General features: G+C 31.4%; 18 protein-coding genes. 17 read left to right on the top strand and 1 reads right to left on the bottom strand.

The genetic code is table 11. The features are described 5' to 3' along the window. Positions 1 to 87 precede the first annotated feature (87 nt). The 4 genes from ACQQ6V_RS12785 (at position 88) to ACQQ6V_RS12800 (ending at position 4,669) form a co-directional block, all read left to right on the top strand. Positions 88 to 1,743 (top strand): ribonucleoside-diphosphate reductase subunit alpha, encoded by a 1,656-nt coding sequence (locus ACQQ6V_RS12785; protein ID WP_448846208.1) that lies wholly within the window; start codon positions 88 to 90, stop codon positions 1,741 to 1,743. A 290-nt stretch (positions 1,744 to 2,033) separates the two neighbouring features. Beyond that, positions 2,034 to 2,897 (top strand): CPBP family intramembrane glutamic endopeptidase, encoded by an 864-nt coding sequence (locus tag ACQQ6V_RS12790; protein ID WP_448845895.1) that lies wholly within the window; start codon positions 2,034 to 2,036, stop codon positions 2,895 to 2,897. A gap of 79 nt (positions 2,898 to 2,976) precedes the next feature. Further along, entirely contained in the window at positions 2,977 to 3,864 is an 888-nt protein-coding gene (locus ACQQ6V_RS12795) for a DUF72 domain-containing protein (RefSeq protein WP_448845896.1), read from the top strand. Positions 3,865 to 4,180: 316 nt separating this feature from the next. Next, positions 4,181 to 4,669 (top strand): hypothetical protein, encoded by a 489-nt coding sequence (locus ACQQ6V_RS12800; protein WP_448845897.1) that lies wholly within the window; start codon positions 4,181 to 4,183, stop codon positions 4,667 to 4,669. 51 nt (positions 4,670 to 4,720) lie between these two features. Here ACQQ6V_RS12800 and ACQQ6V_RS12805 read toward each other — a convergent pair whose 3' ends face one another. Then, a complete protein-coding gene (locus tag ACQQ6V_RS12805) occupies positions 4,721 to 5,017 on the bottom strand; it encodes a hypothetical protein (protein ID WP_448845898.1) in 297 nt (98 codons plus the stop codon). Between the two features lie 78 nt (positions 5,018 to 5,095). Between ACQQ6V_RS12805 and glyA the strand changes: the two genes are divergently transcribed. The 13 genes from glyA (at position 5,096) to ACQQ6V_RS12870 (ending at position 19,471) form a co-directional block, all read left to right on the top strand. Next, a complete protein-coding gene (gene glyA / locus ACQQ6V_RS12810; protein WP_448845899.1) occupies positions 5,096 to 6,364 on the top strand; it encodes a serine hydroxymethyltransferase in 1,269 nt (422 codons plus the stop codon). A 79-nt stretch (positions 6,365 to 6,443) separates the two neighbouring features. After that, positions 6,444 to 6,908 carry a regulatory protein RecX gene (locus ACQQ6V_RS12815; RefSeq protein WP_448845900.1) on the top strand — a complete coding sequence of 155 codons (465 nt, stop codon included), beginning with the start codon at positions 6,444 to 6,446 and terminating at the stop codon, positions 6,906 to 6,908. 91 nt (positions 6,909 to 6,999) lie between these two features. Then, positions 7,000 to 7,623 (top strand): outer membrane beta-barrel protein, encoded by a 624-nt coding sequence (locus ACQQ6V_RS12820; RefSeq protein ID WP_448845901.1) that lies wholly within the window; start codon positions 7,000 to 7,002, stop codon positions 7,621 to 7,623. Between the two features lie 20 nt (positions 7,624 to 7,643). Next, the gene (locus tag ACQQ6V_RS12825; protein ID WP_448845902.1) at positions 7,644 to 8,441 is read left to right on the top strand and encodes a polysaccharide biosynthesis/export family protein; all 798 of its coding nucleotides are present in this window, start codon (positions 7,644 to 7,646) and stop codon (positions 8,439 to 8,441) included. 10 nt (positions 8,442 to 8,451) lie between these two features. Next, positions 8,452 to 10,767 (top strand): GumC family protein, encoded by a 2,316-nt coding sequence (locus ACQQ6V_RS12830; protein ID WP_448845903.1) that lies wholly within the window; start codon positions 8,452 to 8,454, stop codon positions 10,765 to 10,767. Between the two features lie 40 nt (positions 10,768 to 10,807). Beyond that, positions 10,808 to 12,595 (top strand): ABC transporter ATP-binding protein, encoded by a 1,788-nt coding sequence (locus tag ACQQ6V_RS12835; protein ID WP_448845904.1) that lies wholly within the window; start codon positions 10,808 to 10,810, stop codon positions 12,593 to 12,595. 11 nt (positions 12,596 to 12,606) lie between these two features. Then, complete coding sequence (locus ACQQ6V_RS12840; RefSeq protein WP_448845905.1) at positions 12,607 to 13,650, top strand: polysaccharide pyruvyl transferase family protein; 1,044 nt, start codon at positions 12,607 to 12,609, stop codon at positions 13,648 to 13,650. Further along, complete coding sequence (locus ACQQ6V_RS12845; RefSeq protein ID WP_448845906.1) at positions 13,643 to 14,566, top strand: glycosyltransferase family 2 protein; 924 nt, start codon at positions 13,643 to 13,645, stop codon at positions 14,564 to 14,566. Before ACQQ6V_RS12840 ends, ACQQ6V_RS12845 begins: the two co-directional genes overlap by 8 nt. Continuing rightward, positions 14,556 to 15,491 (top strand): glycosyltransferase family 2 protein, encoded by a 936-nt coding sequence (locus tag ACQQ6V_RS12850; protein WP_448845907.1) that lies wholly within the window; start codon positions 14,556 to 14,558, stop codon positions 15,489 to 15,491. The genes ACQQ6V_RS12845 and ACQQ6V_RS12850 overlap by 11 nt, the downstream gene beginning before the upstream one ends. Then, positions 15,488 to 16,264 carry a glycosyltransferase family 32 protein gene (locus tag ACQQ6V_RS12855; RefSeq protein WP_448845908.1) on the top strand — a complete coding sequence of 259 codons (777 nt, stop codon included), beginning with the start codon at positions 15,488 to 15,490 and terminating at the stop codon, positions 16,262 to 16,264. The genes ACQQ6V_RS12850 and ACQQ6V_RS12855 overlap by 4 nt, the downstream gene beginning before the upstream one ends. Positions 16,265 to 16,267: 3 nt before the next feature. After that, complete coding sequence (locus tag ACQQ6V_RS12860) at positions 16,268 to 17,368, top strand: polysaccharide pyruvyl transferase family protein (RefSeq protein WP_448845909.1); 1,101 nt, start codon at positions 16,268 to 16,270, stop codon at positions 17,366 to 17,368. Continuing rightward, entirely contained in the window at positions 17,365 to 18,495 is a 1,131-nt protein-coding gene (locus tag ACQQ6V_RS12865; protein ID WP_448845910.1) for a glycosyltransferase, read from the top strand. Before ACQQ6V_RS12860 ends, ACQQ6V_RS12865 begins: the two co-directional genes overlap by 4 nt. 1 nt (position 18,496) lies before the next feature. Further along, positions 18,497 to 19,471, top strand: a complete 975-nt coding sequence (locus tag ACQQ6V_RS12870) for an acyltransferase family protein (protein ID WP_448845911.1) — start codon at positions 18,497 to 18,499, stop codon at positions 19,469 to 19,471. Positions 19,472 to 19,506 lie beyond the last annotated feature (35 nt).

Consider the following 19,506-nt stretch of genomic DNA (forward strand, 5'->3'; position numbering starts at 1 on the left):
AAAAATAAAACATTCGATTTTTCACAATCGGAATAAATCTTAAAAAAAACTCTGACCTATTGTCAGACCTAAAATATAAAAGTTATGATGGACGAAAATATAGATATTTGGTGGCTTAATGAAGAGTCCGAGCAGATGCTTAATAGAGGTTATCTTCTAAAAGGCGAAACTGTAGAAGGTGCAATAGATCGTATCACAACTGCGGCAGCAAAAAGACTGTACAAACCAGAATTGAAAGAAGCTTTCAAGGAAATGATTGTAAAAGGTTGGATTAGCTTTTCTTCACCTGTCTGGGCTAACATGGGGACGCAGAGAGGATTGCCAATTTCTTGTTTCAATGTTCATGTTACGGATAATATAGAAGGTATCACGCACAAGTTGGGCGAAGTGATTATGCAGACCAAAATTGGTGGCGGGACTTCTGGTTATTTCGGAGAGTTAAGACATCGTGGGACGGCAGTGACAGATAATGGTAAGTCATCTGGTGCTGTTTCTTTCATGAAATTATATGATACAGCAATGGATGTTGTGTCGCAAGGTGGCGTAAGAAGAGGTGCGTTTGCAGCTTATCTGGATATTGACCATGGCGATATTGAGGAGTTTTTGTCTATTAAAGATATCGGAAGTCCTATTCAGAACCTATTCACAGGGATTTGCGTTCCGGATTATTGGATGCAAGATATGATTGATGGTGATGCAGATAAGAGAAAGATCTGGGCTAGAGTATTAGAAAGCCGTCAGCAGAAAGGTTTGCCTTATATTTTCTTCACTGATAATGTTAACAGAAACAAGCCTCAAGTCTATAAAGATGCAGGATTAATGGTTAACGCCAGTAATCTTTGTTCTGAGATTATGTTGCCATCTACAGCTAATGAGTCTTTCATCTGTTGTCTATCTTCTATGAATCTTGAATTATACGACGAATGGAAGGATACCAATGCTGTAAAATTGGCAATCTATTTCTTAGATGCTGTATTGTCAGAATTTATTGAGAAAACCGAAGGTAATTACTATCTGACTTCTGCCAGAAACTTTGCGATGCGTCACAGAGCTTTAGGTTTGGGTGTTTTAGGATACCATTCTTATCTTCAGAAAAATATGATTCCGTTTGAGAGTTTTGAGGCAACGCAATTCAATGCAAGAGCGTTCCGTCATATCAAAGAGCAAGCAGAGCAAGCTTCTCGTGAGTTGGCTAATATCTATGGAGAACCAGAAATGCTTAAAGGTTACGGTATGAGAAATACAACTGTAATGGCTATTGCACCAACAACTTCTAGTTCTGCAATCTTAGGACAGACTTCTCCAGGAATTGAGCCTTTCGCTTCTAATTATTATAAAGCAGGTCTAGCTAAAGGAAACTTTATGCGTAAGAATAAATATCTGGCAAAACTTCTACAAGAAAAAGGTCTGGATAACGAAGAAACTTGGCGTAATGTAATGCTTAACCATGGGTCTGTACAGCATCTGGAAGGATTGACAGAAGAAGAGAAAGCAGTGTTCAAAACATTTAGAGAGATTTCTCCAATGGAGATTATATCACAAGCAGCACAAAGACAACAATATATAGATCAAGCACAATCATTGAATTTACAAATTCCTTCTACAATGCCAGTTAAGGATGTTAACTTCCTTTATATTGAAGCTTGGAAAAAAGGCGTTAAGACACTTTATTATCAAAGAAGCTCGTCTGTGTCTAAAGAATTGATGGTTAACTTCGTAACATGTAGTGCTTGCGAAGCTTAATATTAAATTGAGATTAAATAATGATAAAAAACCATGTCGAATAAAGTGACATGGTTTTTTTATGAAGCGGCTTTTCGTTTTATGGGGGCAATACCAAAACTTTTGTAAAAAAAAAGCTAAATCGCAGAAATGCCGAATCGTCACATCACCCCATCACCCCATCATTTTTTTTCTTATCTTGGACTAAGCTAAAATGAGATGAAACGTCTCAGTGGCGGGACAAAACGATTGACTTATCCCTAAAGATGGGATTCAATCTTATTATGCACCAATTTTCAGAACCCCAATCTATGCTAAAACATCGAAAAGAAAATCAATTATTGTATGCGGGAGTAGGCATCTTCTTCAGTACGCTTATCCTTTATGGCTTGGTTACTTATTATTGGCCAGATGTAACACCGCCCGCGAGCAGATTAAATCTTTTTGACGGCAATATACTGCTCATTATGCTGTCTGCATTAGTCTTGGCGCCCATTTTGGAGGAGGTCATTTTTAGAGGTTTGTTTTTAAAACGTTTATTTTTTAGCCTGTGTTTCTATGGTGGAAGCTTGCTGATGATCCTTTATACTGAGAATTATTATTTGCTCATCCTCCTTCTTGCGGTATTTTTAGTAGATTATCATTTTAAGGCCATCCGGTGTGTCTATATTTTAAATGCCATTTTGTTTGCGCTCATCCATTATAAGCTATCAGATTTTGCAAGCTTATTGGATGTTATTCCTGTTTTTTTTCAGTTAAGTCTTGGGCTTATTTTAATTTGGATTACTCTTAATTTTGGACTGAAACGCTCTATGCTGGCTCATTTCGGTGTTAATTTTTTAATTTTCATGCCTTTCTTTATCCTATTGCAATTCCCAGATAAAAAGCAAGAACATATCACGCTAGATCATCATGATTTTAAATGGCAAAAGACAAGTGTTTTAGGGCCGTCCAAGATTTCTTATTCGCCACAACGCGTGTCTGCAGAGCGCCTTAGTATTCAGGATTTTATCAATTTGTTTGAAGATCGAAAGCTTCATTTAGAAATTAGTGATAGTCTAAGGTTTTTCCGTTATGATTTTGAATTAGAACAACATAAAGGTCCAATAGATAAGGCGGTGTTAGAAGATCTTTTAATTAAATCAAAACTCGCCAGTCCTTCTGTTCAAAATTAAAATCTGGGAGTTCTGGAGTTGTACGATATATTATACTTTTTGTTAACTTTAAACCACTAATTAAAAACCCTGCGTTCTAATGAAATTCGGACAAGTTGAAGACCCGTCACAGATTGATTTTACATTGCCAAAAGATCATCCGAGGACTAAGAAAATATTAAGCCAAAACAAAGAAGGGCTTAAAGAGATTGCGGTAGGTTGTGCCAAATGGAATAAAACTGATCTTAAAGGCTTTTACCCAAAAGGGACTAAAGATGAGCTTACTTATTACGCGACACAATTTAACTCAATTGAGCTTAATGCTACTTTTTATGGTATGCCAACACCAGAGCAGATTGTAACATGGAGAGATAAAACCCCAGCGGATTTTAAATTTTTCCCTAAGATTACCAATACTGTATCGCATTTTAGAAAATTGCAGAATATTACTGATGTTGTTACTCAGTTTGCGTCGGCAGTTCTTAATTTTGAGGAGAAACTAGGAATGGTTTTTTTGCAGCTTCATGATAATTTTAAGCCAAAAGATTACGATCGCTTAGAAAAATTTGTCCGTGATTGGCCAGCAGAAGTTCCGTTAGCTGTAGAGCTTAGGAATACGGATTGGTTTATAGATGAGGAAGTTTTTAATACAGTATGTCGCTTGTTTGAAGAGAACAATATTACTAATATCATTGTAGATACTGCTGGGCGACGCGATATGTTGCATATGAGATTAACTACTAGTACGGCTTTTATCCGTTATGTTGGTGCTAATCACGCGTCTGATTATCCTCGGTTGGATGAGTGGCTAGAGCGATTGACCCAATGGAAAAAAGAAGGTTTAGAAAATATTTATTTTTTTGTTCACCAAAACGTAGAAAAAGCATCTCCTCTGTTGTCTGCTTATTTTATAGAAAAAATTAATAAAGATTGGAATACTAATATTGTAATTCCTAGATTGGTAGATTCTCAAGCAACATTGTTTTAATCATAAAGAGGATTATTTGTTATGTTATAATTAATAATGCTGTTTTTATATATTTGTAAAAACTAATATTCTTAAATTATGACAGAACTAGAAGCTGCAACAGCATCTAATGAGATTGTGGATGCCACAGAATCTAAAGCATGCCGTATCTGGCGCAAAATAAAAAAATGATAACAGAGATTATTACCATAGTATTTGGTGTTTCTGTATCTATTGCTTTTCATGGTTGGAGTGAGGCTCGTCATGAGAAACATTAAGTAGATAATTTTTTCAGAGGACTTCGTAAAGATCTCAAAACAAAAAAGATATCTTAGAAATGAATACAGATATTGCAGCTTATAAGAAACAGAAAAAAGCTTTCAGTTATTTTGCGAATATTCCGAAGGGAAAAGCTGTAAGCCAAGATAGTCTTAAAGTATATTCAGAATATTTCTACACATTTACAGGCTATGGACGTAATACAGGTCGTTATGAAGGTTTTAAGTCTTCTGGGAAAATAAGTTACATAGAAAACGATAGTCTTCAGAATGATATTTTGGATCTATATGAAGAAAGTATTCCTATTTTGTCAGTTTCTACAGATTTCTATAAAAATCAAAAGTTTGCAGAATATATCACCGAGCATACTGTAGATTATCCAGAAGGTAATTTTACTAAAATTTTAGCCTCTGATCCTATTAAAAATAGAAGTAGAATTTATCTTTCTTCTGTAGATAGAATTATAGGAAATTATCAATCGTCTATACAGTTAATGGATAAAATAATTAAGCAGATTGATGAAGAAGTTCCCGTAAAAACTCGTTAATAGTATTTTTACGAGAACTTATTTTTTTTATAGATGTTGGCAAATTTTGTCTTAAGCCAAGAATTTTAATTCTTTGTCTTTAAAATCATTTTTAACGACCAATTTGTTCATGACTTTTAATGTTTTCTTGCGAAGCTTTGCAAGAAGACGGATGTTCTTATCTTCACTGTAATTGAAAATACTGTCTTTAAAAGAAAAGGCATCTCCTTTTTTGAAACTGATATTATTTTTCTTTAACTCTTTTAGAAGCATTAGGTTAGTCATTGTTTCTAATACAGTATGTTCAGAAGCTTCTAAGTTTTTAAGAGATTTCAGAAGTTCTTTTTTATATTTCTTTTTTGCTTTCATTGTAATAGGATTGTTAATTGAGGAAAGTTATAAAAATATCTTTAAAATTTCTTATTTTTGAGAAAAAATAATCTAAAAATGAAAGATCCAATTTTTGACCTTATAGAAAAAGAAAGAGAAAGACAGACTCATGGTATAGAATTAATTGCTTCAGAAAATTTTGTTTCTGAGAATGTAATGAAAGCGATGGGTAGTGTATTGACTAATAAATATGCTGAAGGCTATCCCGGACGACGTTATTATGGTGGTTGCGAAGTGGTAGATGAGGTAGAGCAGTTGGCAATAGATAGAGCAAAAGAATTATTTGGTGTAGACTATGTCAACGTACAGCCACATTCTGGATCTCAGGCTAATGCTGCAATATATCTTTCTGTTCTTAAGCCAGGGGACAAAATTATGGGGATGGATCTTTCTATGGGAGGACATCTAACGCACGGATCAGGAGTTAATTTTTCTGGAATCCAATATCAAGTATGTTCTTATGGAGTAGAAAGAGAAACAGGACTAATTGATTATGATCAGATGCGAGAAGTAGCACTTCGTGAAAAGCCAAAAATGATGATTGCAGGTTTCTCAGCTTATTCTAGAGATTTAGATTATGCTAAATTCAGAGAAATAGCAGACGAAATCGGAGCAACTCTTTGGGCAGACATTGCACACCCAGCAGGTTTGATCGCAAAAGGATTGCTTAATAATCCTTTTGAGCATTGCCATGTGGTGACAACTACAACGCACAAAACCTTGAGAGGCCCTAGAGGTGGGATGATTATGATGGGTAAAGATTTCGAGAATACTTATGGTCATAAAACCTTAAAAGGCGAATTGAAAATGATGAGCCAAGTGTTGGATGGAGCAGTTTTCCCAGGTATCCAAGGTGGTCCATTAGAGCATGTTATTGGCGCTAAAGCTGTGGCTTTTGCAGAGGCAATTGATTCTAAGTTCGAAACTTATGCAAAGCAAGTTAAGGCTAATGCACAAGCTTTGGCAAAGGCAATGATTGGCAATGGTTTCGAGATCGTAAGCGGTGGGACAGATAACCATTTGTTATTGGTGGATCTTAGAAATAAAAATGTTAACGGTAAAGAAACCGAAAAAGCATTGGTTAAGGCTGATATTACTTGTAATAAGAATATGGTTCCTTTTGATGACAAATCTCCTTTTACAACATCAGGGATTAGATTAGGGACACCAGCAATTACGACAAGAGGTCTTAAAGAAAATGATATGGAGACTATTGCGGGATATATCTCAGAAGCAGTAGATAATATCAAAAACGAAGAGGTATTAACTCAGGTTAGAAAAAAAGTTAATGAATTGATGGATGGCAAGCAGCTATTTAATTACTAATTCATTTTAAATAAATTGATACTGTCATTTCTCTGGAAAAAGGATAATCTTCTTTTAGAGAAATGACATTTTTATATCTATGAATCAAGAGAAAAAGTCCTATACCTTTGATGAAATAAAACAGAAACTAGTCAATTATTGCGTTTATCAAGATAGATGTCATGCAGAGGTAGAGCAAAAGATGCGAGATTTTCTACTTATAGAAGACGCAAGGGACGAGATTGTTTTATACCTTTTAAGAGAAAATTACCTTAATGAAGAACGTTTTACAAGAAGTTATATAAGAGGTAAGTTTTATATAAAGCGTTGGGGTAAAGTAAAGATTAAACTTAATCTTAAGCAAAAACAGATTTCTGAAAAATTAATTTCGAAGTGCTTTGATGAGATTGATATGGATGATTATGATAAAACTATTGTAAAAATCTATGAAGATTATCACGAAAAACAAAATGGAACTGAGTTTCAGAAAAGAAACAAGAGTGTTAAGTATTTGTTATCTCGAGGGTTTAGTTATGACGATATTGTGAAAGTATTGTCCTTTTGATAGTATTTTTGTTAATATTAATTTAATTTTAATAATTATTAAATAATTGGTTAAAAATTGCTATTTTCGTCAAATATTTTTTTGAAAGAATATGAAAAAAACTTATTCCCTTTTATTTTCTTGTTTTTTAGCTTTTGTAACGGCACAAAGCCTTAAGTTAGGTGTAACTGCTAATTTTCATAAAACTTCTATTGTTAATATTCACGATTACTCTAAGACACCTTGGGGCGGTGGTGGCGGTGCCTATGCAGAGTTTACATTGGTAGAGAATGATATTTATGATTCTTCTTGGTTATATTTAGTTCCTCAATTAGAGTTTAGCATGCAGGGAGAAAATGCAGAGCCAGATCAAGGAAAGCAAAAGTTTCCTTTTTACTATGTCGGAATGCCTATTTATTTAAAATATTTTTTACACCAAGAAAATATAAAAAGAAATGTATTTTTCTTTGGAGGACCTAGATTAGAATATCTTGTCTATAATGATAGAAAAGGTCCTGAGGTATATGATATGTTTAAAGAACAAGAAAAAAGAGTTTCAAAATTAGGTTATGGTGTGTCATTAGGAGCAGGAGTAAGTGTTTCTGATAACCTAGAAGTATTTATCCGTTTTGATAGAGGATTTAGCAAAGTATATCCTGATTATTTGTCGGGTACAACTTATAATAGATTACTAGGAATTGGATTTAATTATGTGATTTTTGCTAGTAGATACTAATAATAGTATAATTGGAAGTAATGATGAGGTTTCGTTTTTTTTCTGTCATATTGTATCTTGGTTTTATCATGATATTAGCTATTGGTTGTCAACCAAAGAAGAATATGATCTATATGAGTAATCATAATTTTGACCAAGAGGTTTCTCAAGCTCACTATGTGGGATTAAAGCTACAAGAAGCCGATGTTTTAGATATTAAAATATCTGCTTTTGATGAGATTGCTGTAAAAGCTTTTAACAAAAGTACAATGGAATCTACGGCTAATATCTCATCGGCAGGAAATGCTTCTAGCGCTTTAAATATATATGTTGTAGATAGCGAAGGTTATATTTCATTACCCGTGTTAGGAGAGGTTTTTTGTAAAGGGATGACTAAGTTGGAGCTGAAAAAAGATTTAGAAAAAAGGCTGAAACAATATCTTACTGATCCTATGGTTGTAGTCACTCTAACTAATTTTAATATAAGCATATTAGGAGAGGTAAAAACTCCGGGGCAGAAGACAAGTACAACCGAGAGACTTAATGTTTTTCAAGCTTTAGCATTGGCTGGAGATATGTCAGAATATGGAGACAGGACTAATGTGAAGTTAGTACGGTATTCTGAAGAACAAAAAAAAGATATTACAATATCGCTCAATCTTTCAGAATCTAATATCGTTAATTCTCCATATTATTATCTTCAGCAGAATGATGTTCTCTATGTAGAGCCTGATAAAAACAAACAGGTTATAGCCAATAATAATCCTAATAGAGGGTTATATTTCCAATTAGGTGCGGTGCTGCTGGCTGTAGTAGGTTTAATAATTAGATTTAAGTAGATAAGCATACATGGAATTACTCGACTCGGCTTCCAAAACAAATAAAAAATTAAATTTTAAAAAAGAAATCAAAAAGTACACAAAAAAGTGGCCTTGGTTTCTTTTGAGCATTGTTTTGTTTGTGATAGCAGGCAAGCTATATTTGCGTTATGCACAACCTCAATATTTCACGAAAACAACACTGAAATTTGAACAGACTACCCAAAGAGCCAATGCACAAGCTCTTAATGATCTTAAGAATTTAGGCGTTGGTGTATCTAATGAAGAATTAGATGCAGAGACTACCGTCATTATTTCTAAGCCTATATTGCTGCAGGTCGTTAAGAATCTCAATCTTAATATAAAATACTTTACTCAAGGTAAAATCAAAGATGTTGAATATTACCAAGAGCTGCCCATTGATGCTAAAATCATTAATATAAAAAATGAAGCTACCTTTGGAAGTACAACATATACATTAACCCCGCAGAATGCAAACAGCTTTTTATTAACGGACATTTCTGGTAAGGAGACAACTCATGCTTATGGATCTATTGTTAATACATCTTGGGGTAATGTACAATTCAATTTAAAATCAAATTCTGCGGTTAAAGCGCCTATTAAAATTCAGTTTACTAATCCTAAATATATTGTTGGAGGTCTAGAAGGTAGTATTAATGTAAACATCTATAAAAGCCTGTTGATGGATCTCAGTCTAACAGGACCTTTGCCAAAACGATCAGAAGATATTTTGGGAGAAATCATTAAGGTCTATAACCAGGACGGTATAAAAGATAAAAATCAAGAAGCACAATTTACTGCTGATTTTATAGACAAAAGATTAGAGATTATTACCAACGAGCTTTCGGGAATAGAAAATCAAAAAGAAGGCGTAAAAAGAGAATATCAGATTACAGATCTTACCGCGCAAGCACAATTAGCATTGCAAAATGTTAATGAAGGTAACAAAGCAATCCTTAGCGAAGCAACACAATTAGAATTGATTAACTCTGTATACGACTTGGCGTCATCTTCTAAAGAGCAATTATTACCAACAGGATTAGGACTTAGTAGTCCCGTTGAGGCTTTGATTTCAAAATATAATGATGCTGTATTGCTTAGGAATCGTACCTTAAAACAAGCAACCAATGCCAATCCTGCTATTATAGAATTAAATAAAGAAATTGCTAATATCAAAGGAAGTGTAAGGAGCAACCTTTTTGATGCCAAGCAAAGTCTACAACAGAGAATAGGGCAGTTGCAAAGCGATGTTAATATTAATAAAGATAAAATTAACCGCTATCCGACACAAGAAAAAATATTCCGTGGGATAGATAGGCAACAGAATTTGAAAGAAGCTTTATTCTTATTCTTATTACAAAAAAGAGAAGAAAACGCCATTAATCTTGCAGTGGCTTTACCAAAAGCTAAGACAGTTAATCCGCCTTATACTACAGGAGTTATCGCTCCAAAAGCACAACAAATACAATGGGCAACTATAGGATTAGGATTTTTATTGCCCTTAATTTTTTTCTATATCAAAAATCTTACGGATACTAAAATCCATACTAAAGAAGACGTTACTAATATAATTGATAATGCCACGGTTATCGCAGAAGTGCCAAAGTATGAGGATGCTGGAGAATTGATTAAGAAAAATGATTTTTCTGTCTATGGAGAATCTTTTAGAATATTATCCTCAAATCTTAAATACATAATACGAGCAAAAAACCTCGAGCGATCACCAGTGATATTGATAACATCTTCAGTTAAAGGAGAAGGTAAGACTACGGTATCCATAAATCTTGCAGTGGCATTATCGGGTAATGCAAAGGTTTTGATCATTGGGGCTGATATTAGAAATCCTCAGTTGCAACGTTTTGTAGCCGAAAAAAAAGAAGGCTTAACAGATTTCTTAGTTTCCAAAGATACAGATCCCAATTCTTATATTACGAAATCTGGCATTGTAGATAACCTGGATATAATGTTCAGTGGTGCTAAAGCGCCTAATCCTAATGATTTGTTGGATATGACGAAATTTGATGATATGATTATAGGACTTCGTCATCAGTATGATTATATTATCATGGACTCTGCTCCGGTAATGTTAGTAAGTGATACTTTGCATTTGGTTGAAATTTCAGATGTTGTATTGTATGTTATAAAATCTGATTATACAGAAAAAGACATGTTAGATTTTGCTAAAACTTTTAGATCAGATAATAACATTAGTAATATGGCTTTTATTCTTAATAATGTAAAGCCAGAGCACTCTCGATATGGTAATAAATATGGCTACGGCTATTATAATGCTGAAATTAAGAAAAATTTTAAGCTAAGATTCTAGTTTTTTTCAAATAAGATAAGAGTTCAGAAACTGTAATAATATGAAGTGGGTTAAAAAGTATATAATTGAAAATTTTAGTAATTTCACATTTTTCTTTTCTGTACTTAGATATAGACTTCTTATTGTATTTGTATTAGCCATTTTGAGTGGTTTACTAGACTCTTTAGGGCTTACCATGTTTTTACCGCTTTTGCAGATGGCAGATGGAGGCAGTACAACGGATATGGGGAACTTAAGCTTTATTACCGATGGGTTGTTAGCAATGGGTATCCAACTAAGTATCATAAAAGCATTATTTATTTTGGTTTTGGTTTTCTTTTTAAAGGGTGTTGTTATATACTATTCTGGGATTTACAGGATAAAGACGCAACAATTACTTACGAGGAAAATAAGAATGAATATTATCAATGAGTTTGTTACTTTTCCTTATGAAGAATATGTATCTACAGATGTAGGAAAAGTGCAAAATATTTTTATTGGTGAGGTAGATAGATTGTATAATACTTATATCAGTTATACACAGATGATCCAAGGCGTTGTAATGATAATCATCTATATATTCTTCACTTTTATAGTAGACTGGAAATTTGCTTTGTTGGTTTGTTTAGGCGGGATTTTATCAAATTTAGTTTTTATTAAGTTAAATAAACTAACAGAAATAAGATCAAAAAATATATCGCAAGTGAATAACGTGTTTTCGGGTATGTTATTACAATATATTGTCAACTTTAAATATCTCAAAGGTACTGGTCAGATTAAAAGTTTTAGAGATAAAGTTGAAAAATCAATTGAGGATGTACAGCATGAAAAACTTCATATAAGTATTTTAAGCAATTGGGTTACAGCATTTAGAGAACCGATGTTGATTATGATTATTGCATTGGTAATTGGTGTTCAAGTTTATTTTATTGGAGCAACTATTTCTGCAATTATAGTTAGCTTATTATTCTTTTACCGAGCTCTAGTTGGCATTGTTGGAGTGCAAGCAAATTACAATATGACTTTAGCTAACCAAGGAGCAATTGATAATATTTTACAATTTTATAGTAATATGATAAAATCTAGAGAAGTCAACGGGAATGTTCTTTTTGAAAGGTTTGAAGATAAAATTGAGTTACGAGATATAAGTTTTAGTTATGGCTCACAGAATATTTTAAAGAAAATTAGTTTTTCAATAAATAAAAACGAATGTGTTGCTCTTATTGGTGAAAGTGGAAGTGGGAAAACAACTTTGGCTAATATTTTAATAAAATTATTATCAACCCGATCAGGTCATATTTCAATAGATAAAATAAAGTATGAAGACCTAAATAACTTATCTTTTCAAAAAAAGATTGGGTATATCTCACAAGAGCCTGTAATTTTTAATGATAGTATATATAATAATATTACTTTTTGGGCAGAGAAAACTCCTGTCAATATTAAAAAATTTAAGAATGCAATTCACGCTGCATTTATAGCGGACTATATTACCGGCCTTCCTAATCAAGAAGAAACATTATTAGGAAATAATGGTGTAAATCTTTCTGGCGGGCAAAGGCAACGTATTTCTATAGCGCGTGAGCTATATAAAGAAATAGAAATATTAGTTCTTGATGAGGCAACATCTGCCCTAGATTCTGAAACTGAAAAACAAATACAGGCTAATTTAGAACAATTACAAGGGAAAATTACAATGATTGTTATAGCACATCGATTGTTTACTATCAAAAAAGCCGATAAAATCGTATTGTTAGAAAAGGGAGAAGTTTCTCACATTGGTACTTTTACTGAGTTAATAGAAAATTCGGCGGAGTTTCGAAGTATGATTTATACTCAACATTTATAACTTATTTCAGAATGTTACAGAAGATAAAAGGGAAATTACTTAGCTATTATTGTGATTATCAACTTAATAAAAAGTTGAAAACTTTGCGTTTCTCAAAGGAAAAAAAAAATATTATCCTATTTCAAACACCAACTCATACTAATATTGGAGATCACGCTATTGCAGAAGCAGAACTTATTTTTTTGGAAAATAAATTTCCGGATTATAATCTCATTGAAGTTAATCAAAGCATACTCAACCATTTTATTATAAAGAATAAGAAAAATGTAAAAAGTGAAGATATTATTTTTATTCATGGAGGAGGAAATTTTGGAAATCAATATTTAAATGAAGAAAATCTAAGACGAAGCATAATAGAAGCTTTTCCTGATAATAAGATTATTTCTTTTCCACAAACTATTTACTTCACCAATGATGATGTTGGAAAAGCTGAACTGAAAAAGACGCAAGTAATAATAGAGAATCATGCAAAACTTTATCTTATTGCAAGAGAAGAGGTGTCTTATCATCAAATGAAAGATTATTTCCCCAAAACAAAGATTATCCTAACTCCTGATATTGTATTGTGTATGGAGAAGATTAGTCAGCAAGAGAGAAAAGGAGCACTTCTGGTTTTGAGAAATGATGCAGAAAAAATATTAAGCGATAAATTTCTTCATAAATTGTATGATATAGTACAACGAGATTTTGATAAAGTAACCGTTTCGGATATGCATTATCATGACAATATCATGACTGCTGAAAAACGAGATGAGGTTTTGGATTACAAGTTTCAACAATTCCGTACTTCAGAGATTGTAATTACAGATCGTTTACATGGGATGGTATTTGCCGCAATTACAGGGACGCCCTGTATTGCATTTTCTAATTATAATCAGAAAGTATCAGGTACATATGAGTGGATTAAAAATTTACCATACATTAGATTTGTAAAAGAAGATATTGATATAGAGAAAGAAATAAAAAGTCTTTTGCAAGAAACATCTAATGAATTATTTGATCCCCAAAAATATGATGATTATTTTCAGAAAATTGTAGATATTATTAATGAATAATCTAGCACTTATATCCGTAATTGTACCTATATATAAGGTAGAGAGCTATCTACGAGAATGTGTGGATTCTATAATAGGGCAAACTTATACTAATCTCGAGATTATTTTGGTAGATGATGGTTCTCCAGATCGGTGTGGTGAGATTTGCGATGAGTATGCTACAAAAGATTCTCGTGTTATAGTTATACATAAAGAAAATGGAGGACTTTCTGACGCCAGAAATGTAGGCTTAGATATTTGTAAAGGAGATTATATCTCTTTTATAGATTCTGATGATTTTGTACATCCGCAGTTTATAGAAGTATTGTATACCAATTTAGTTTTTAATGAGGCAGATATCAGTTTTTGTAACTTTATTCGTTTTACTTCTTCAGATTCTATAAAACAAACATCTAAAACTGAAGGCTCAACCGAAGTATTTAAGGGAGATTATATGATTAATAATCTGTATAATAATACATGGGTACCTAAGAATATTGTTGTTTGGAATAAATTATATAAACTAAATATCTTTTCATCTTTAAGATTCGAGAAAGGCTTTGTACATGAAGATGAGTTAATATTTACAGATTTGTTCGAAAATAATTACAAAATTATATACACAGATATAGATTTGATTTATTATAGAGAAAGAGAGGGAAGTATAATGACTTCAAACTTTTCACTAAAAAAAATAGAATCTCAAAAAAGAATTTACGATAAAAGAAACAAATTTTTTAGGAAAGAAAAAAGATATGATTTAATAAAATTAAATAAAAAATCATGGTTGATTTATTTAGGCTACTGGATGCTCAATGATAAGAGTAAAAAGAGGCATTTGCTTACAATAAAAGATTGGGTAAGTATTTTATCATATAAAGAGTTTCATTGGAAGTCCAAAATGTTATTAATTCTAAAATTATTCCATGTTAATTAGTGTTATAGTACCTGTTTACAATGTAGAAAAGTACTTAGAACAATGCATACAATCTATTTTGAATCAAACGTATGCAAACTTTGAGCTAATTCTCATCAACGACGGATCTAGAGATAATTCTCTATCAATTTGTCAAAAATACGCACAACAAGATGCTCGTATTGTTTTAATTGATAAAGAAAATGAAGGAGTCAGCTCTGCACGTAATATTGGGATAGATATTGCTAAGGGAGAATGGATTACCTTTATTGATAGTGATGATTATATCTCACCTAGTTATTTTGATATTGAGCTATTAAATGAAGAGTTTGATTTAATTCTATTAAATATTAAAACAGAAAATCTATATTATAAATTTGAAAAGCTACATAAAGAACAAACTACTCTAAATTCTTTTTTAAGCAAGCGTAAATTATATCATGATTATTCCGGGCCATGTGGCAAATTTTATAAGTCTGAAATAATACATAATTATAAGTTATTATTTGATGAAAAAATATCGTTTGGAGAGGATGCGGTATTTAATCTTGAATATATATATTATTGTAATTTCTTCAAAATTGCTGAAAATGGTTATTATGTGTATCGTGATTTACAGAATTCATTAACCAAAAGAACTATATGTGTAGATGAGTATAGTTATCTATTTAAAAGGTTAGAAGCTATTATGGAATTGTTTAAAGGTAAAGGCCTATACATTGAAAAAAATTTAGATTTTATATTGCATAAGTATTTTTTTGCTATTGTTAAATCGGATTTAATTTATACACAAAAGAAAGAAGAACTATTATATCTTATAAGGAGATATCGTAATATATTAGTTGAAGCATTAAAAAAAGATTATTGTTACAAAATAAAAATTTCTAAACTTTTAGAATTAAAATTAGATTTTGTTTTATTAAAATTAATAATCAGAAAAGAATGAAAATACCTAAAAAAATTCATTACACTTGGTTTAGTGATGATCCATTTCCTTTATTGGTGCAAAACTGTATTAACTCTTGGGAGAAATATTTACTCGATTATGAATTCATAAAATGGGATTTTGAGAAAGTTAAAAATATTGATAATATATTTTTACAACAAGCACTGAAGGAAAAAAAATGGGCTTTCGCTTCGGATTTTGTTCGGTTATATTCGGTTTATAATTATGGAGGTATTTACTTAGATACTGATGTTGAGGTATATAAAGATTTTAAAGAATTATTATCATATAAATGTTTTATAGGCAAAGAAAATTCATTTCATCTACAAGGAAGAGAAGTTGTTAGTTACTTAACATCACACTGTTTTGGTGCTGAAAAAAATAATAGTTTTATACAAAGATGTCTGTCATATTATGAATGTAGATCATTTATCATGTCTTCAAATATTCAGTTGCCTAATGTTTTACGATTAGATATGACCTTACTACCATATATCCAAGCAGTAATAGCTAAGGAGGAGGGTTGGAATTGGAGCTATGAAAATAAGACAGTTTTTCATAATAAAAATATTGTTATTTTCCCAAGCAATTATTTTGATGCCTTAAGCATTAATTCTATATCGTTTTGTAAACATTTAGCACTAGGTAGCTGGAGAGAATCGAGGGCTATACAAGACAAAATAACTTTAAAGTTTAAAATAAAATGGAGAATCATTAAAGTTCTAGAAGTTTTGTTAAATCGATTGGGATATATTATCATTAAAGCTAAATAATATATGCTAATCAAAACTATAACCTGCCACGAAGTCTATAATCATGGTGCATCTCTACAAGAATATGCACTTTTAGAATTTCTCAATAATAATGGCTATCAAGCAGAAACGCTGCATTATAAGCCTAACTATTTATCTGGGCATTTTAATCTATGGGCGGTAAGTAACCCAAGATTTGATTATCCAATAATTAAGCAATTGTATTTATTAGCAAAATTACCAAGTCGTATCAGAATTTTACCCCGAAAAAAAGCTTTTGACGATTTTGCCAAAAAAAATATTCCTACAGATAAAATATTGTATAAATCTAATGATGAGCTAAAAGCCAATTTACCACAAGCAGACGCTTATATATGTGGAAGCGACCAGATTTGGAATTCTTTTTTTCAAAATGGAAAAGACCCCGCATTTTATCTCAACTTTGTACCAGATTATAAGAAGAAAATTTCCTATGCAGCATCATTTGCAATTGATAAAATAAAGCATGATGTTCAACCATTAGTAAAGGACAATGTATCAACTTTCCATGCTGTTGGCGTTAGAGAAAGTTCTGGAGTTAGGATTCTTAACGAACTGGGGATAGATAATGCTGTGCAAGTATTAGATCCTGTTTTTCTTTTGGATAAAGAACATTGGATTTCCAAATTTGTAAAGCCAATTAATGAAAAATTTATTTTTATTTACGATTTTGATTCTAATTCTTTGATTAAAAAAATCGCATTAAAACTAAAAAAAGAAAAAGGATTTAAAATCTATACGGTTAATCAAAATATTGATTATGCCGACAAGAATTTTTGGCTAGATGGACCGGAGACGTTTTTATCTTTGGTTAATGCATCTCAACTTAATATTACTAACTCTTTTCATGCTGTGGCCTTTTCATTAATTTTAGAAAAGCAATTAGTGGTTGTTAATCGTAAAGAGAATATTAATACCAGAATGCGTGATTTGTTAAGTTTGTTTAATTTGAGTGAATATTTAATTTCTGAAGAAAAGGAGTTTCAATCATTACCAGAAAGTATGGATTTTAGTTCTTTAAGTGTTGCTCGTTCTTTCCATATTCAGCGATCAAAAGATTTTTTAACATCAGCATTACAAAAATGAAAAATATAGTTTTTGTTATAGAATCTCTTCATTTGGGAGGTGCAGAAAAAAGCTTGGTGACATTACTTCAAAATTTGGATTATACCAAGTATTCTGTGGACTTAATAACTTTTCAAGAAGGTGTTTTTTTTAAAGACTCTTTACCCTCACAAATTAATCATATCGTTGTATCTCTTCCTCAGATTAGTTATCTAGACCGCTTGCAATATTGGATTAGTCGTAAGCTAAAAAACGACATACATAATGCACAACTCTTTTGGTATGTAATATACAAATATTGCAAAGCTATCAACAAACATTATGATATAGCAATTGCATATAATCAAGGTTTGGCGACTTATTTTGTTGGGGATTTTATCTCATCTGATAAAAAATATGCTTGGGTTAATACAGATTATATCATCGCAGGATATCAAATGGATTTAGACTTTCCCGTTTATGAAAAGTTTGATAAAGTTATTGCAGTATCACCAGAAACTAAAAAAAGCATAGAGAATGCTTTAGCCAGTATTCATAAGACTTTAGAAATCGATATTATAAAAGATATTTCTGACGATTCTATAATTAAAGCGAAAGCAGCTTTACCTCTGGAGATTAATTTTAATAAAGATATTATTAATATCGTTTCTGTTGGTAGATTGGTAGCACCCAAAGGTTTTGACTTGGCGATAGAAGCGTGCAAGATACTTATTGACAAACAGTATAATGTTAATTGGTATATCATTGGGGAAGGTGGAGAACGAGCTAATTTAGAAAAATTAATAGATGATAAAAATCTAAACAAATATTTCTTTTTATTGGGAGGCAGTACCAATCCTTATCCTTACATGAGAGCTTGTGATATTTATGTACAGACTTCTTTATTTGAAGGCTTGGGATTAACGGTTATTGAAGCGTCCATTTTACAAAAACCCATCGTTTGTACTCATTTCCCAACGGCTTTTGGGATTTTAGAACACGAAAAAACAGGACTTATAGCCGAAATGAATCCCATATCTATCGCTAGCCAAGTAGAACGATTAATAAGGGATGAAGAACTAAAAAATAGCTTGATTAATAATCTGTCTCAAGTTGAAAATAATGATAAGGAAGAAAGTTTAAAGAAGATCAATAAGTTATTTATTTAATATGAAAAAGCGTATATCTGTTTTAGATTCTATGAGAGGGTTAGCTGCTATATTTGTATTGCTATTTCATTTTACATCTTTTTATGAAGTTGTTTGTGAGCCTTTAAAGATAAATAGTTTATTAAAATTCTCGCGAGGATTTTATGGAGTACAATTATTTTTTATGATTAGTGGTTTTGTTATATTTATGACAGTTAACAAAATAACAGATTATCGAAAATTTATTTACAAGAGATTAGTGAGGCTTTATCCAACATATTGGATGTGTCTCATAATTACAACTCTATTTATTTCCTTTTTCCCAATAAAAATATATACAGTTTCTATTAGTCAGTTTTTAGGTAATATAACAATGATCCAGGGTTTATTAAGAATTGACAATATTGATGGTTCTTATTGGTCATTATTACCAGAACTTATGTTTTATGCGATGATGGTATTTATACTTTTATTTAAACTTCAACGCAAAATAATTGCCATCTGCATGATGTGGTTATTAGGTATTGGACTTAATCTATTGCATCCATCGTATCTAGAAATTTTATTTAATTTAAAATTTGGTATTTTTTTTATATCGGGAATTATGTTTTATAGGATTTATCTTAAAGAAAATACATATATTGAATATCTATTAATAGTAATTTCTAATATACTTTTATATTTTGTTACAAAAAATGTAGAATCCACAGTTGTTTTCTTTCTATTTAATATTTTATTCTTACTGTTTGTCAAGAATAAGCTTAATTTCCTAGCAAATAGTTTTTTAACATATTTAGGCGCTATATCATATCCCTTATATTTAATCCATCAAAGCATAGGTATAACTACAATTCACTATCTTATTAAATCGCATGTTAATCCTTATATTTCAATTTTTACAACAATGTTATTTATGTTTTTTTTAGCAATTGTTATTTATGAATATTTTGAAAAACCATTTCTTAAAATGATAATGCAACGAAATAATAGAGAATAAATGACCATTATTTCATTTTTAAAAGATCTTGTTAA

Source organism: Chryseobacterium electrogenes (genome assembly GCF_053553015.1).

Excerpts from the sequence above, each read along its gene's own strand:
- ACQQ6V_RS12785 (WP_448846208.1), top strand. The coding sequence starts at position 88 with ATGGACGAAAATATAGATATTTGGTGGCTTAATGAAGAGTCCGAGCAG.
- ACQQ6V_RS12790 (WP_448845895.1), top strand. The coding sequence starts at position 2,034 with ATGCTAAAACATCGAAAAGAAAATCAATTATTGTATGCGGGAGTAGGC.
- ACQQ6V_RS12795 (WP_448845896.1), top strand. The coding sequence starts at position 2,977 with ATGAAATTCGGACAAGTTGAAGACCCGTCACAGATTGATTTTACATTG.
- ACQQ6V_RS12800 (WP_448845897.1), top strand. The coding sequence starts at position 4,181 with ATGAATACAGATATTGCAGCTTATAAGAAACAGAAAAAAGCTTTCAGT.
- ACQQ6V_RS12805 (WP_448845898.1), bottom strand. The coding sequence starts at position 5,017 with ATGAAAGCAAAAAAGAAATATAAAAAAGAACTTCTGAAATCTCTTAAA.
- glyA (WP_448845899.1), top strand. The coding sequence starts at position 5,096 with ATGAAAGATCCAATTTTTGACCTTATAGAAAAAGAAAGAGAAAGACAG.
- ACQQ6V_RS12815 (WP_448845900.1), top strand. The coding sequence starts at position 6,444 with ATGAATCAAGAGAAAAAGTCCTATACCTTTGATGAAATAAAACAGAAA.
- ACQQ6V_RS12820 (WP_448845901.1), top strand. The coding sequence starts at position 7,000 with ATGAAAAAAACTTATTCCCTTTTATTTTCTTGTTTTTTAGCTTTTGTA.
- ACQQ6V_RS12825 (WP_448845902.1), top strand. The coding sequence starts at position 7,644 with ATGATGAGGTTTCGTTTTTTTTCTGTCATATTGTATCTTGGTTTTATC.
- ACQQ6V_RS12830 (WP_448845903.1), top strand. The coding sequence starts at position 8,452 with ATGGAATTACTCGACTCGGCTTCCAAAACAAATAAAAAATTAAATTTT.
- ACQQ6V_RS12835 (WP_448845904.1), top strand. The coding sequence starts at position 10,808 with ATGAAGTGGGTTAAAAAGTATATAATTGAAAATTTTAGTAATTTCACA.
- ACQQ6V_RS12840 (WP_448845905.1), top strand. The coding sequence starts at position 12,607 with ATGTTACAGAAGATAAAAGGGAAATTACTTAGCTATTATTGTGATTAT.
- ACQQ6V_RS12845 (WP_448845906.1), top strand. The coding sequence starts at position 13,643 with ATGAATAATCTAGCACTTATATCCGTAATTGTACCTATATATAAGGTA.
- ACQQ6V_RS12850 (WP_448845907.1), top strand. The coding sequence starts at position 14,556 with ATGTTAATTAGTGTTATAGTACCTGTTTACAATGTAGAAAAGTACTTA.
- ACQQ6V_RS12855 (WP_448845908.1), top strand. The coding sequence starts at position 15,488 with ATGAAAATACCTAAAAAAATTCATTACACTTGGTTTAGTGATGATCCA.
- ACQQ6V_RS12860 (WP_448845909.1), top strand. The coding sequence starts at position 16,268 with ATGCTAATCAAAACTATAACCTGCCACGAAGTCTATAATCATGGTGCA.
- ACQQ6V_RS12865 (WP_448845910.1), top strand. The coding sequence starts at position 17,365 with ATGAAAAATATAGTTTTTGTTATAGAATCTCTTCATTTGGGAGGTGCA.
- ACQQ6V_RS12870 (WP_448845911.1), top strand. The coding sequence starts at position 18,497 with ATGAAAAAGCGTATATCTGTTTTAGATTCTATGAGAGGGTTAGCTGCT.